15 protein-coding genes and 1 pseudogene are annotated in these 14,668 nt (G+C 36.7%); 7 read left to right on the top strand and 9 right to left on the bottom strand.

All coding sequences use genetic code 11. The features are described 5' to 3' along the window. Window positions 1-10: 10 nt before the first annotated feature. The 4 genes and pseudogenes from HII17_RS19035 to HII17_RS06075 form a co-directional block, all read right to left on the bottom strand. Window positions 11-439, bottom strand: a pseudogene (locus tag HII17_RS19035) (cytochrome b); the annotation flags it as partial. A gap of 24 nt (window positions 440-463) precedes the next feature. Next, complete coding sequence (locus HII17_RS19190; RefSeq protein WP_268969135.1) at window positions 464-598, bottom strand: hypothetical protein; 135 nt, start codon at window positions 596-598, stop codon at window positions 464-466. A gap of 60 nt (window positions 599-658) precedes the next feature. After that, window positions 659-838 carry a hypothetical protein gene (locus HII17_RS06080; protein WP_211185270.1) on the bottom strand — a complete coding sequence of 60 codons (180 nt, stop codon included), beginning with the start codon at window positions 836-838 and terminating at the stop codon, window positions 659-661. A gap of 96 nt (window positions 839-934) precedes the next feature. Further along, window positions 935-1,402 carry a CreA family protein gene (locus HII17_RS06075; RefSeq protein WP_169074464.1) on the bottom strand — a complete coding sequence of 156 codons (468 nt, stop codon included), beginning with the start codon at window positions 1,400-1,402 and terminating at the stop codon, window positions 935-937. A 166-nt stretch (window positions 1,403-1,568) separates the two neighbouring features. Between HII17_RS06075 and HII17_RS06070 the strand changes: the two genes are divergently transcribed. The 3 genes from HII17_RS06070 to HII17_RS06060 all read left to right on the top strand — a co-directional run bounded on the left by HII17_RS06070 (window position 1,569) and on the right by HII17_RS06060 (window position 4,004). Next, a complete protein-coding gene (locus tag HII17_RS06070) occupies window positions 1,569-2,192 on the top strand; it encodes a peptidylprolyl isomerase (RefSeq protein ID WP_328824480.1) in 624 nt (207 codons plus the stop codon). 202 nt (window positions 2,193-2,394) lie between these two features. Continuing rightward, window positions 2,395-3,159, top strand: a complete 765-nt coding sequence (locus tag HII17_RS06065) for a DUF4097 domain-containing protein (protein WP_235938663.1) — start codon at window positions 2,395-2,397, stop codon at window positions 3,157-3,159. A 329-nt stretch (window positions 3,160-3,488) separates the two neighbouring features. Further along, window positions 3,489-4,004, top strand: a complete 516-nt coding sequence (locus tag HII17_RS06060; RefSeq protein WP_169074463.1) for an NUDIX hydrolase — start codon at window positions 3,489-3,491, stop codon at window positions 4,002-4,004. 488 nt (window positions 4,005-4,492) lie between these two features. Here HII17_RS06060 and HII17_RS06055 read toward each other — a convergent pair whose 3' ends face one another. The 5 genes from HII17_RS06055 to HII17_RS06035 all read right to left on the bottom strand — a co-directional run bounded on the left by HII17_RS06055 (window position 4,493) and on the right by HII17_RS06035 (window position 9,551). Next, entirely contained in the window at window positions 4,493-4,885 is a 393-nt protein-coding gene (locus tag HII17_RS06055) for a polysaccharide deacetylase family protein (RefSeq protein WP_169074462.1), read from the bottom strand. Further along, the gene (locus tag HII17_RS06050) at window positions 4,872-5,144 is read right to left on the bottom strand and encodes a polysaccharide deacetylase family protein (RefSeq protein ID WP_169074461.1); all 273 of its coding nucleotides are present in this window, start codon (window positions 5,142-5,144) and stop codon (window positions 4,872-4,874) included. Before HII17_RS06050 ends, HII17_RS06055 begins: the two co-directional genes overlap by 14 nt. A 78-nt stretch (window positions 5,145-5,222) precedes the next feature. Beyond that, window positions 5,223-5,600: a hypothetical protein gene (locus HII17_RS06045; RefSeq protein WP_169074460.1), complete on the bottom strand. Its 378-nt coding sequence runs from the start codon at window positions 5,598-5,600 to the stop codon at window positions 5,223-5,225. A gap of 142 nt (window positions 5,601-5,742) precedes the next feature. Next, window positions 5,743-6,777, bottom strand: a complete 1,035-nt coding sequence (locus HII17_RS06040) for a WD40 repeat domain-containing protein (RefSeq protein ID WP_169074459.1) — start codon at window positions 6,775-6,777, stop codon at window positions 5,743-5,745. 485 nt (window positions 6,778-7,262) lie between these two features. After that, complete coding sequence (locus HII17_RS06035; protein ID WP_169074458.1) at window positions 7,263-9,551, bottom strand: winged helix-turn-helix domain-containing protein; 2,289 nt, start codon at window positions 9,549-9,551, stop codon at window positions 7,263-7,265. A 297-nt stretch (window positions 9,552-9,848) separates the two neighbouring features. Here HII17_RS06035 and HII17_RS06030 point away from each other — a divergent pair, with 297 nt between their 5' ends. From HII17_RS06030 to HII17_RS06015, 4 genes are all read left to right on the top strand, one after another. Beyond that, complete coding sequence (locus HII17_RS06030; RefSeq protein WP_169074457.1) at window positions 9,849-11,036, top strand: serine hydrolase domain-containing protein; 1,188 nt, start codon at window positions 9,849-9,851, stop codon at window positions 11,034-11,036. 138 nt (window positions 11,037-11,174) lie between these two features. Beyond that, window positions 11,175-12,131 (top strand): TolB family protein, encoded by a 957-nt coding sequence (locus HII17_RS06025; protein ID WP_169074456.1) that lies wholly within the window; start codon window positions 11,175-11,177, stop codon window positions 12,129-12,131. A gap of 139 nt (window positions 12,132-12,270) precedes the next feature. After that, window positions 12,271-13,218, top strand: coding sequence for a polysaccharide deacetylase family protein (locus tag HII17_RS06020; RefSeq protein ID WP_169074455.1), 948 nt, complete (start codon window positions 12,271-12,273; stop codon window positions 13,216-13,218). A gap of 122 nt (window positions 13,219-13,340) precedes the next feature. Then, window positions 13,341-14,171, top strand: a complete 831-nt coding sequence (locus HII17_RS06015) for a substrate-binding periplasmic protein (protein WP_169074454.1) — start codon at window positions 13,341-13,343, stop codon at window positions 14,169-14,171. Window positions 14,172-14,668 lie beyond the last annotated feature (497 nt).

Below are 14,668 nucleotides of genomic sequence, written 5' to 3'. Positions count from 1 at the left end.
CTTAGAACAATCACTTACTAAGTGTCATCTTAGTTAACGTGCGATCTCCTTTTACATAGTGATGGTACAACGCTGCAGCTATATGACCCGCAATTAACATCCATACTAACCAAGCACCAAGAACGTCTTTATGAATAAAGTCTATTGGCTTCTCAAACGTTTTAAAATCAACAACCAACCCTAAATCAACAAGTTGCGAAAATATCCAAGTATCGGGAAATTTGGTTATTTCAAATAAAAAGAAAAAATCAGTATTGGCGCCTGTACCTAAATAACCTGTTACAGGCATAATTATCATCATTGCATACAGCAAGTAATGCCCGACTTTAGCTGCTTTATGCTCTGTTGGTGTACCAGGTTCATCGGCAGGTTGTATACTCATCATCCGCCAGATAATTCTTAATAACACTAGCACCCCAATAGACACGCCTATTGATAGGTGAAGCTGAAGTGCATTCCAATTTTACGGCGTTTTAGCCTCAGTAAACCACTGTCGATAATAAAAACTGCCATAAGCGCCTATAAACAATAAAGCAGTCAGCCAATGCAGTGCCTTAGCAATTAGCCCATAATTTTCTTTGGTGTTTTTAAAACTCATTATGGTTCCTTAAAATTAGAATCGTAAATGCACAGTAACCGCTAGTTGCTATACCTGCTCTCAGCCATTCGGTTCATTAAAATCAATGAGCGGGCCTGCAGGCATTATTCTGGTCGGGTTAATGGTCTCGTGACTGCCATAATAATGCAATTTGATATAGTCTAGAGCTACAGTAGCTGCTACTCCTTGATATTGATATAACTCTCTTAAATAACCCATATATTGGGTAAATTGGAACATGTAATCGAGTTACTTTTACAGCATAAAGTAACAATCACCTGTCGCATATAAAGCCAAATGAAGTAGTAAGCTTCTTTTTAAAATACTTATCTTCAGTTAATTTATTTTAAGTTGCTCTGCCCAATCCCATGCTTGAGTATTATATAGTGGCACCGTAGACAACGCATGATGGTGGCTGCCACTTGTTTCTTTGGTAGAGTATGATAGATACATCAAGGTTTTACTTTTGCCGTCATATATTCGACGTACTTTTAAGCTTTTAAATAAAATACTTTTTGACTCTCGAAAAACAACTTCACCATTTTTGGACAAATCAATTTTAGCTAAATGTTCAGCCAGAATAGGTCCAGTTTGAAGACACGCTATCGACATATCTGAAGGATCAGAAAAGTCTAAATCAGCTTCCACATGGCTGATATGACAAGTAACTCCTGGGATCTTTGGATCCTGCTCAGCTTTAATTACTACATCTTTTGTGGTGAATAGCCCTAAACTGACCTTCCCTGCGTCTTCACTACAAGCCGTTAATGCCATAAGAGTTACTAGTGCTATAAGTTTTCTCATTTTAACTTCCAAAAATAATGTCTCGCTGATTTGGCGAATAGGTTAACTTAAGTGCTGATATACTGCACTAATAAAAATAGTAACAAAAGCGGCTACCTTTCGATAAAATCTATCGATTATTCAATAATTACTTGTCGAATTGTAACGACAGAAAAAGGATGGAAGCGTGTTCAAAAACTATGTATTTATAGCTACGACATTTATATTTACAGCATTTTTATCATTACATTCAGTAGCAGCATCACCTAAAGGCCAATATGTACAGCCAAGCAATTTGTTTCCTAAAGTACGTGTTGAAACCTCAATGGGTAATTTCATTCTTCAATTGGACCGAATGAAGGCAAGAATTACCGTCGATAACTTTTTAAGTTACGTTATTAGCACTGATTATGATAAAACCATTATTCATCGTGTAGAGATAGATTACCTTGTTCAAGCTGGCGGCTATAAAAACGACTACACAGAAATAACGCCCTTTAAGCCTATTTTCAATGAATCAGGCAACGGTTTAAAAAATAGAATAGGTTCAATTGCCATGGCAAAAGCATTGTCAGACGCTCATTCAGCAACTAGCCAATTTTTTATCAATTTAAATAACAATACTAATTTAAACCCAGGCCACTCATGGGGCTACGCCGTTTTCGGTGAAGTAGTAGAAGGGCTTGAAATAGTGGAAGCAATTGGCGAAGTAGAAGTGGGGGTTAGCCCAGAGCTCGGTTATCCAACAGTGCCTAAAAACAAAATTACCATCATCCGAATGGTAATTCTTGATGAAGAACCGGAGCCATAAGCCCCCTCAAAGTAGCTTACAAAAAATATTTAAAAAGTTTCATTTAAACCATTTGTACTTTGCTTACGACTAATAGTTAGTAAAAACCACCATTTGGTAACAAATGACAAAATACAAGTTACTTATTAATCAATTAGTTACAAGTTGGCCTTATATTTGATAATCAATAAGTAAACAAAACGTACAATATGGAATAATTACAATGAAAAACATGGCAAATTTACTTTCTCTATCAATTTTAACTGTGGTGTTGAGTGGCTGCATGATACAGGTAAATGCAAAAAGTGCTGATGTAACTTTGCAAGAGAACTTATCACTTGACGCTGGCTCTTTGAATAAATTCGACATTGAAGCAGGTGCAGGCTCTTTAGAAATTAGAGGAGACGCGTCATCAACGGAAATACAAGTACAAGCAAATATCCGCACAACCGAAGACAAAAACTACACGCTAGAATTAGACCAATCAGGAAGCACTGCTCGCTTAGTAGCAAAGCATCATTCACATAATGGCAGCTGGTACGGCTCTTCCCCTAAAATTGATTTGATTATTATAATGCCTGATAGCCTAATGTTAGACATTGATGATGGCTCTGGCGAAATTGAAGTATCAAATATTGGCAATGCATTAAACCTTAAAGATGGCTCTGGTTCTGCAACAATAGAGAACATCAAAGGCAATGTTAAAATTGACGATGGTTCAGGTGGTTTAACGATCACTGGTGTGCAAGGCAATATCGAACTTGAAGATGGCTCTGGTAGTTTAGTCGTTTCAAACGTAACTGGAAATGTTGAAATTGATGATGGATCAGGTTCGTTATCTGTAAAAGACGTATCAGGTAAAGTCACTATTGACGATGGTTCAGGCGGCATTAGCGTAAAACGTGCTGGTGCTTTGAAAATAATAGACGCTGGCTCGGGTGGTTTATCAATTTCAGATATTGAAGGCGAAACTGATATCGACTCTTAGTCAATCATATGGGCAGCGTATATTACCCGAAAATTCGTTAATATTTTCAACCACACTACTCTGCCCATTAACGCAAATTAATAACTTAGATAGTAAGATACCTGTGCTCATTAAATTTAACATTTAGTATTAAAAGCACTATCAAATAAGCTAACTCTTAACATCAAGAACTAACTCTTACCTATTGAATTCGCTATCATAATAGCGTTGCCATCAAACCTAATCCTGAAGTTCAGAAAAGCTCCAATTAAGCGAGTTTTATTTATACAAGGTAACTTGCGTATAATACCGCGCCTAATACCTTTATATTGAATTTAAGAAGTATCAATATGCGATTAATCAAATCAACCATTCACCCTGCAATTAATGATCTGTCGGCCAATAGCTTTACGCGAAAAGCTACCCGCGCCATAGTATTAAATGGTGAAAATATATTGTTGCTGTACACAAAACGTTATCATGATTACAGCTTGCCTGGTGGCGGTATAGATGAAGGTGAAAGTAAAATAGAAGGACTTATTCGTGAGTTAAAAGAAGAAACGGGCGCACATAATGTAACGAATATTCGTGAGTTTGGGCTGTATGAAGAATATCGGCCTTGGTACAAAGCAGACTTCGACATTGTGCATATGTTGTCATATTGCTTTGTGTGCGACATTGATGATGAATTACTAGAACCAGAATTAGAAATGCACGAGCTAGACAACGGTATGCACCCTGAATGGGTTAATATCCATCAGGCTATTGCTCATAATGAACAAACCATCGCTTCAAGTGACAAAAAAGGTATGTCTATTGAGCGTGAAACCTATTTGTTAAAGCTTATTGAACAAGAGTTACTGTGAAAAGTTGCTCTGTAGCTTTATCGTTGAAAGAAAAACAAACTGACTTAGCAAGAGCATTGCTATTAGTTCTCTCTTAAATATTAACTTCCGCTAGGTGCCACTTTGAGCAGGACGGCTTCATGACAGTTTCATCAAACTAGTCAAGATAGCCGACGTTCAAGCAAATCATTTCTCAACAAAACTATTTAAAGGTAAACACTGGAATAATAATGACCGCATTTTAAATTACCTTATTTGAATACTTGATACTCAACAAATATCTTATCAAGCTAATCCTTATTTTCACTCTTATGACGTAAATTCTCTTTAGGAACACCTTGTGAATATAAAATAGAAGCGATTCTACCTTGTTTATTAAATTCAGAACTCTCTGGCCGATAGTGCTTCGCGATCGGGTCTGTATAAGCTTCTCGTGGTGAAATAATTTTCCTCGCCTTTTCTTTTAACTCTTGAATTAACTTACTTAAATACAGGGCGCTACTTCATTTTCATGCAATGAAAATACATATTTGGGCGAACATTTTAAGTGCTAAATGGTCATAGAACTTAATACTTTTCATTAATGTATCAACATACAACTGACCTAACTTTTCATAATCAACTGCCAAACCAATAGCTTGAGCATTAATTAATTTAGAATTTATAAACCAGTCGTAATTGTCTGCAGTGATATAACCAAACTCATAACCTTTACTTTGTAAGTGAGGTGCAATAGCTTTTCGTTTATTTGAACCCTGCCCAAAATGTAGATATGGATGGCGATTAAACTTCAACATCCGGTCATATGTATGCAGTATAGAGTATGCTTTATTAAAGTCATTTAAATACGCCTGAGTTTCAACTTTTTTGGCAGATAAGTGATTGTGACTATGATGTGCCAAATAAAACCCGCTTCAGTGTAAGTTTAAAATCTCTTTTATCCGACTCGGTATTAATATGACCTGTCGTAACGAAGAATAAAGCGTCTGATACTTCATTTTCTTTTAAGTGATTTTTAATTAGCTTCGTTTTTTCTTCTCCCGTCATGATGTGACTTCCATCAAGTGGGGCATCATCGAAGGTAATAGCAATTTGCTTTGAATAGCTAGGGATTAACAAAAGCACACTAACTGCAATCGCCAAGGTCTGTGCCCATTTCATTATTATTTCCTAACTTAATTAGAAGACTTTTGAGGATGCCTATCTCATAAACTCAAGTTAAATAAATTTCCGCTAAATCTATATTGATTTTCTCTTAGTGCTCACTCTCTGTGTTGTTAAAATATTAGTTTCTTTAAGCAAATTACGATTAACAAAAACATAAATAGAAACAGCTAACCCAAGTAGAGCACTAAGAACTAGCCAATTGTTGGCATCCAGTGGAGTACTTAAATATTGCTCGATTTTAGTGTCTAAGAAGAAAATTATTAATAATATTACGTAAAATAAAAATGTGCCTTTTGCTTTTTGAACGAATACAGTCTGACCACACATATCGTCTTTGATATTAGTGCCGCACACAGGGCATAAGAAACCTTCTTTTACACCATTATTGAAGCCATCTTTAATTTGGTTTCCTTCAAATTTGGATATACAAACACAGCATTGATATTTCATTTCTTTCCTGATTCAAATCCAATAGTTGATGTTCATGACGCATATAAATAATTACTCTAGTATCTAGGATATTACGCAAGCCTCATCTTATAAGAGTGTCATATTACCTTCTAAGCTCTATGACGCAGTTGAAGATCTTTCATTAAGGTTCATTTCCTAGCTGCACAACACTGTAAACATTTACATTACCGTCAACGCTCGAGCTGGTAAAAGATTGCCCGTCATCGCTATAGGTAATCTTGTTAACATCGTCACTATGATCACTCATTGTCTGCAGCAATTGTTTAGTTTTTACATTCCAAAAGAACACTGTTGGTTCATTGTCATCATTCACTCTGTCAAAATGATATTGAAAAAACTCACCTATACCCCCCCTATCTCGCCCTCCGCTCGCAAGTACTTTGCCATTGGGGCTGAAAGCTAAGGCATATACCGAGTAAAAACCACCTTCTATAGTATCCATCAGTTGCCAAGTTTTTGTATCCCAAAGTTTGATTGAGTGATCATCGCCGCCCGAAGCAAGGGTGCGTCCATCTTTGCTTAACGCAAATTGTAAGACTGCGCCAGAATGTTCCTTTAGTTCTCTGACTTTTTTACCTGTTTCGGTAGACCAAATGAAAATTGAATCATCTTCACTTCCTGAGATGATATATTTATTGTCATGACTAAAAATTAATCCCCAAACATCTCCTTGATGTCCAGAAAGAACTTTCGTATCGCCTGTTTTTATGTCCCAAATCCGAACCTTATCATCCGTACTAGCACTCGCTATTAATTGGTTGTCATGACTAAACGTTACAGTTGTTATAAACCCCTCATCACCGGGAAAAGTATTAATCAATTGATTGTCAGAAAGTCTCCAAAGGCGAACATGGTTGTCGTAACTGCCGGTTGCTAGATACTTTCCATCGGAACTAAACTCTACTGCCGGCGCACCATATTCATGTTCGAGTTTGGAAATGACTTCACCTGTGCTTTTTCGCCACAATTTAACATACCTATCATCGCTGCCCGTTACCATTAATCTATTGTTTGGATGAATATCAGCCCGACAAAAGCTATTTTTTGTCACGTTGCAATTGTAGTGCTTATTCAGACTTTGTGGATCGGGAAGTTGACTCGCCAACGTACAAAAGGTGCTTAGCCCTGCAATCATAAAGCCTTGAGATTTAAACAAAGGTAATTTCATTAGTTTCTCCAAAAATATATTTTCATCGAATTTTAATCACAACTTGTTGTGTAGAAATTAATTCAAACGACTATTTAAGCTCCGGCAAGTTACCTTTGATGCATGTTATAACCAACTTAAAAAACATTAAATCTTATTAAATCTGCCATTAAGGAGATAGGCATTGAGACCTGTAAGTATATATAACCTATCTGCCTAAGCTGGATAAAACGTAGTTTCGACTTGGGTTGTTTGTGTATAGTTGATAGCAGCAAGAATGACTTTTGGACAAATGTTTGAAGCGGACTTCACAAATATAATGCTCGTATGACTGGTGAGCGTTCAACACAGAATTTCGGCAAGTTGCTCAGAAAGGCCGTTCAACTTCAAACTAATAAACAGAGCAAAATAATGGGCATTAACACAATATATTTGTTGACTTAAATGACTTGATAATGGTGACGACATGAGTAGTAAGTTAAAGAAATAATGCTTTAACGTTTCAAATCTTCCAGTTTTAAACTAATTTGTTTCACTAGTTTGTTTACGTTTTCTTGATGCTCCTGTACCAAAGTTTTGAATTCAGTTTGATGCTGTAAAGGTTTCAATAGATGATCGTATTGTAAAGTCCACCATTCTCGATCAAAGGTTTCAAGCCAGCCATGATTTAACGCTTTACGCAAATGCTTTGTAGCTTTACTTAGGTTATGCAGCTGAGCATTTAATTGAGCTAGCGCCATTTCTGCTTGTGCTTTGTCGTGAACCTTATCTAAAAGAAGAAATTGCTCGACATTATTTAGTACAACGTTGGCATATTCTTGTTCATTCAACTTCAATAATGTTGCGCCATAATGTATCAAAGCTAGATAATTGTCAGTTGTCACGTCAACTGCGGGGGCATTACGCCAGTCAGGATAAAGGTTTAACAATGAAGCTCTGGTTTGCTCATACGAACCTGCTCGATATTGCGCAATAGCTAAACTGTATTTGTATTTATAGTTATTTGGGTGGTTTTTACTTAATTGATCTAGTAAAGATACTGCGTTAGCTAACTCACCTTTTAAGCCGTAATCTATTAGCTTTAATGAATGCTTAAAGTGTTCGTGTTTTGATGTCATGCGTGCCAAAATTTTATTGGCTTCTTCAGTTTGTTCGATACTTAAGTAGGAAAAAACAACCTGTTCACAATATTCGTCACTGGAGCAAAATTCAAAAAGGTCACTATTATTTAAGTGCCATTCTGCGATGGCGATTATCGAACTTGGTGTGTTGCGAAATATATGGGTGGAATCAACAATATTTGACACTCTATCTGGATCTAAGATCATTGCTCTTCGATGCATTTTTTGCGCTGTATCTAACCTGCCTCTGATTGCTAAATATGTGCTATAGATGCTTTTTAATGATGCTGAGAGTGGGTTTAAAGCAATGGCTCGTTCTATATGTTTAACGACTAACGCTTCTTCTCCCATTTGGTTGAGTAATGAGCTGTACCAATGATGTGTTGTTGCGTTATCTTCTAATGCTAATGAACGTATAAACATGTCTTGTGCTTCATTCAAGATAGGTAGAGGGGTTTTGGAGTAGCCAGCCATTATCGTCAATAGCATTCCTTTAGCTGCTAGTGCAGACGGCGAGTTTGGTGCCAATGCCAATGCTTGCTCTATATAAGGAAGTCCTTTATCTACCGATTCTTTCGCCGTCCAATTTGCGTAATAATGAAATTGTCCATAAGTAATAGCTAGCCCAATGAGTGCGTCTACGTAATTAGGCTCTAACTCGAGACTATGGTTAAAATAAGTCTCCGCTTTTGATAGTGAGGTTGGGGTTCTTTGTCGCCAATGATACTGAGCCATTAAGAACCATTCGTAAGCTTGGCTGTCGATCTTCGTGTTAACGGTAACCTCAGGTTGTGAGGTTGGCTGAATAGCTTGCAGAATATCTCGACTTATTTGATCTTGTAAGTTAAATACATTTGTATTTTGGCTATCAAAGCTTTTAGCCCAGAGCAAGCGTCCGTCGAACGTGCTAATTATTTGTACGTTTATCCTTACGTGTTCTGCTAGTTGCTGAACACTACCGTCTAATATTGCTTCTACTTTTAGTGAGTTACCAATTATGTGTGGATCTTTATTTCCCTTGAAATTGAAAGAAGAATCTCGAGAAATAACCTTTAAAGGTTTCGATTGAGAGAGTTGATTGATTATTGCATCAGAGAGCCCCTCGATGAAATATATACTGTCTTTTTTTTCACTTAAGTCCTCGAAAGGCACTACCGCAATTGATCGAATAGCTGCAAGGTTATGATTCTCCGGTTCTTGATCCACTCGATAGAAACTAACGATAAAAATGATGGCAAGTAAAATTAGCGTACTAGCAATAATGTAAGGTTTGCGGTTGTTAATTTGCTGGTTGAATTTATTTAAAGGTGGTTCTTGTGGTTGCGTATTTTCAACGAGCGGTTTTACTTCAGCAATCAAACAATAACCAACATTGGGTATCGTTTTGATAAAAGTTGGCTGACGAGCTTTATCTTCTAATGCCTTTCTAATTTTACTGATCGCTACAGACAATATTTCTTCATTGACAACACTCTCATTCCATACATGCTCAATAATTTGCTCTTTGGTTACATTTTGCCCTGAGTTTTGTATGAGAAATAAAAGCACTTGCATGCTTTTGTTATCAATTGACTTTTGCTCGTCAGCGTCTTGGAAGGTATTCGTTATTGGACAGACAATCCATCGTCCTAATTGATATTTCTGACTGTTATGCAACGACATATCCGAAAAATAATTTCTACTGCAATGGATTATAACCGAACAGTACTAATTAACATTCACTTTTTACCTTATGCAAACGACACCTTGTCGCATCTTGGTAAAAAATCTTCAACACATTAAAAGTTTGTGAAATTCAGCCGTTTAAGGATGGGTTTAAGAACATTTAATGTGATTTAAGTTGGAGGGGGTGTGGTTAAAGAGTACCTTGCATCTACATTATCTTCGATTTGGTGGCTAGCTTTTACATCAAATTGACTTTTAAAGCGTTAGAAAATTATTGGTGTTGTAGGAGTAAATATGTTTACAAGATTTAAAAAGAAAGTAATGGCCACTTCGTTTTTACTTGCTTCTTTTGGATTAATCTCCGCTGAGAATGTACATCAGGCCCCAAGAGCCACAGCGGAAGAGGTTAAAATGGACTTTTGGGACTTGCCACCATTAGAAAAGGCGTTTATCAGCACTGAGCCAGAAATGTTCACAGACAAATTAAAAGTAGGAAAGCTTGGTCTTGATGGCGGTAACAAAGCGTCTATCTTAAAGCTTGCTAAAGAGTTAGCGGAAAATGAACATGGAAAATACGATAGCTTACTGATTAGCCATAAAGATAAGTTATTATTCGAGTCTTATTTCAATAGCGGGCGAATAGATTTAGCTCATTTCCAATCTTCTGTTACCAAAGGCTTCACTAGCTTAGTGCTAGCAAGAGCAATTCAATTAGGTTATGTCACAATGGCTGAATTGCATAAGCCAATAGTAAGCTTTTTCGATGACTTAGATACCAGCAATTTGTCTGCTGGTGCGGAACTGGTCACTTTGCATCAAGCTCTTTCAATGCGTTCGGGTCTTAGATTTAGTGACGAACAACTTAAAGACTTCAGGACTAACAGAGATAAGTATAAGGGGACAGCTCAGATACAAGCTTTTCTTGAATTAAGTCAGCCAGTAACCAAAGCATCTCAGGTATATAAATATCAAGGGTCAGATCCTATTCTGGTTATGCATGTTATTAACTCTGTTGTACCAGGTTCGGCTAAAGAGTTTGTCGAAAGAGAGTTCTTTAGCAAAATGGGCATTACTAACTATAAGTGGCGATTAGACCCGATAGGAATGCCTATTGGGGACAACGGTTTTGATTTGAATTCTCGTGACATGCTCAAAACAGGTAAATTGCTTGCCAACAATGGAAAGTGGAAAAATGAGCAACTTCTTTCGGCAGAATATTTAGCTGCGGCTTTCGAGCCGATAACAAAAGCTTCAGAAAGTTGGCAACCAGAGGGCTTTAATTATGGTTATTTGTGGTATCAGACGGACATCGTATTAAATAATAAAAAATACAACGTAACTCTTACTTGGGGAGGTGGGGGAAACCGCATTATCTTAGTTAATGCTCTTGATTTAATCATCGTCATTACTGGTCAAGATATGGAAGACAAGGTATTTGAACCGCTGATTGAAGCAATATTGCCAGCCTTCATCAATGGCTAATTAACAAAGGCAGGTAATCTAATTAAGGAGTGATTAGTTACCTGCAGCCAATTTTCAGACAAAAATCAGCTAAACCTCAGGTTTGATTTTCTAATATATTATATTTCATCTTAACGCGTAAGTGATTAGAGGTTATCTATGCACAATAATAAGTACTCAAAGTTAAAAGTTACGTTGTTATCGGTCTTTGCAGTGAGTTTAGTTGCAGGCTGCAAAATTAACGACGCTGAAGCTAAACTCCCTTTTTCTATTGTTTACGGATCAAAGACCGCTCAAGACAAAAATAAGTCAATCTATATAAGCGATGAAGAAGGCAAAAGGCGTATCAAAATCGTTGGGGCGACGTTAAGTGACGGTTACCCTGCAGTTTCAGCTTCGGGCAAACAATTAGCTTTTTACGGCAAGTACGACAAGTACAAAACGTGGTCAATACATACAGTAGATTTAGATGGACAAAATGTTCGCCGTTTAACTCATAAGAAAAACGTATGGGACAGTTCGCCAACATGGTCACCTAATGGCCAAATGATAGCGTTTGCAAGAGAGTACAGAGGGGATGACGGTCAATTCCTCGGAGAGATCTGGCTGATGAACGCCGATGGCACTAATAAACGACAAATAAAAGCATTAAAAGGTAGCTCTCCAGAGTTTATGCCAGATGGCAGGTTGCTTTACCAAACTATGACAGAACCAAATCAGATTAGTATTGCGAATATTGATGGTACTGAGAAAACCCAGCTAACCAATGACGATTCCAATAATTATCACCCTAAAATTTCACCTGATGGCAAACATATAGCCTATTTGGCAAACAGAGATGGTAATCAAGAAGTTTACGTTATGGACATTAATGGCCGTAATCAAAGACGTATAACTAAAAACTATATTTCCGAGTGGGATCCCGCTTGGTCGTTAGATGGTTCGAAAGTTTTATTTTCATCACAAAATGTTCATGGATTTTACGATATTTACAAAGCGAATCAAGACGGTTCACAGATCGAAAAAGTGGTAGAAAACGCTTCTCAAGCAGCTGGATTATTTGGCGTAAACAGTAGTGTTTTAGAAGCCTTAGTGGGTAACATTAACCATCAATAATTGGTAACGAATATCTTCTATATTGTCTAGGTAGGGTGTCGTTATCGTTTTAGTTAAAAATAGCCACTTAATAAGCATAAACTTGCAAGTAACAGCTAATTAAATTGCTTTTAATTAAATATAGGAATTCTTATTTTAGATGAATAAACAAGTCTCTAAAGAGCATTCGTTGTTAATAGCTGCTTGCCTATTTTTACTCTCGATAAATGCTTCGTTCGCCAAACAAATTGCTATTACGTTTGATGATGCGCCACTAGTTGGTAACAAAAACATGAGTGGGCTACAAAAAACTCATCAAATTATTGCTCATTTAACTGATAACCAAGTTGATGATGCTTTGTTTTTTGTAACTACAGGAAACATCAATTCTAATACTGATAGGCAGCGACTTGCTGCATACGCAAATGCAGGCTTTCATTTAGCACACCATAGTCATAGCCACCTATCGGCAAATAAAAATAGCGTTGTAAAATATCTAGAAGATTTTGATAAAGCTAACAGTATATTGGAGTCTTTCAAAGGCGTATTGAAGTACCATCGATTTCCATTTCTTCATTACGGTGAGACAGCAAAAAAACGAACAGCCATACACGCTCATTTAGCAAAACATAACTATAAAATTGGCTATGTCACCGTTGACAATTACGATTGGTATATCAACTCAAAATTTTTAGCGGCACAAAAAGCAGGCCTAAATATTAATTATGACAATTTAGGACAGCTTTACGTAGAAACTTTATGGGCTGGCATTCAATTTTACGATGACTTGGCTAAAGAGCACTTAAAACGCTCACCAAAGCATGTGTTGTTGCTACATGAAAATGAGCTTGCTGCTTTGTATTTAGGCAAGATGATCGAGCATATTAGAAGTCAGGGATGGGAGATAATTTCGCCTCAAGAAGCTTTTGACGATCCAATATCATCAGCTTATAAACCAGCACAGTTCCATTTTAATAAACAAGGCAGAGTTGCGGCGATTCTTGACTCTCAAGGTGTAGAAAAAAGAAAATTGCGACACCCTAGCGAAAATACCGAGTTTATCGATAAACTTTTTTCAATATATCAAGTGACTAAGAACACTGATTAAGACGCCAAGGAATTAAGTATGTTACAAGGAAGGACATTCATAAAACAGAGATTTCTCCAATTATTGATAAGTCTGTCATCTAGCTTTTTTTATAGTGATGATAGGTCATGCTTTGAAGAGTTTTGGCAGCTAGCATTCCATATAAAGGTAAACAAAGAAAAGTGAAAAGTTTACGCTTATTGATAGCCGCTACTAGTATTTCATTGCTCGCTTTCAATCTTATGGCAATGGAAAAAACAGCGTCCTACAAACAAACGTCAAAAATCACCATCAAAATAGCCTCGATCGATTGGTGTCCACAGCTGTGTCTTGATGAACCACACCCAGGTTATATTAATGAAATTGTAAGTAAGATTTATCCTAGTAGTCACTATCTTGTGACAGTAGATTATTTCCCATGGTCAAGAGCCATAAAAGCAGTAAGGGAAGGAGCTTATGATGCACTTCTATCCCCCGCTAAGAAAGAAGCACCTGACTTAATATATCCCCAAAATGCAGTCGGTATGCAGCAAATGTGTTTCTTTGTTTTAAAAAGCAGCAACTGGAATTTTCGCGATGTAAACAGCCTAAAAAATCTAAATATTGGTATCGCAAGAGATACTTCTATTGAAGAGCTTAATTCGTTTATGAGTAACAACCGAGAACGTTTTCAATTTCAAACCTATTTGGATAGATTTGTTGAACAAAGCGCCAAGAAATTAATGAAAGGAAGGTTTGATGCTTTTGTATTTACCAAGCAAACAACAAACTATGAATTACACCAGTTAGACTTGCAGTCAGAAATAAGAGAGGCAGGTTGTGTCAGCAAAGCTAATATATATATGGCATTTACGCCTGACCTTAAAAAAAGAAAACGTATTATGAGCTTAGTCGATGAATTCGATGCTCAAATGAAGAAGCTCCTTTCAAATGGAGTCATTGAAGAGATATTAAAGAAATATAAAATTAACTAAGAACATATATGACGAAAAAATAGAAAGTTATAATAATCTAAGCGCACTCCTAGAGTAATAACGAACTATTTCTAATGTCCGCTTTTCAATCAATAGCCAACATTGAGTATCGTTTTGATAAACGTTGGCTGACGATCATTACCTCCTAATACTTTTTCTTTTGTTTTGTTTTGTTTTGTTTTGTTTTGTTTTGTATGAGAAGTAAAAGCACTTGCATACTTTTAGTGTCAATTAACTTTTGCTCGTCAGGGCCTTGGAGGGTATTCGTTATAGGACAGGCTACCTTTCGTCCTAATTAGTATTTATGACTGTTATGCAAAGACATATCCGAAAAGTTATAGCTGCTACTATAGATTACAACTGAACAGTGCTGATTAACATTTACTTTTTCTCTCACGCAAACGACGCCTAAACGCACTTTCCCTCAAAACCATATAAACCAATAAATTCAGATACTTAACAGTTCATTTTAGAACATTTAATATGATTTAAGTTGG

The sequence above is a fragment of the Thalassotalea algicola genome (assembly GCF_012932965.1).
GTDB lineage: Bacteria > Pseudomonadota > Gammaproteobacteria > Enterobacterales > Alteromonadaceae > Thalassotalea_F > Thalassotalea_F algicola.
Note: the sequence above shows the minus strand (reverse complement) of the source record. Positions and strands in the feature narration are given on the sequence as shown.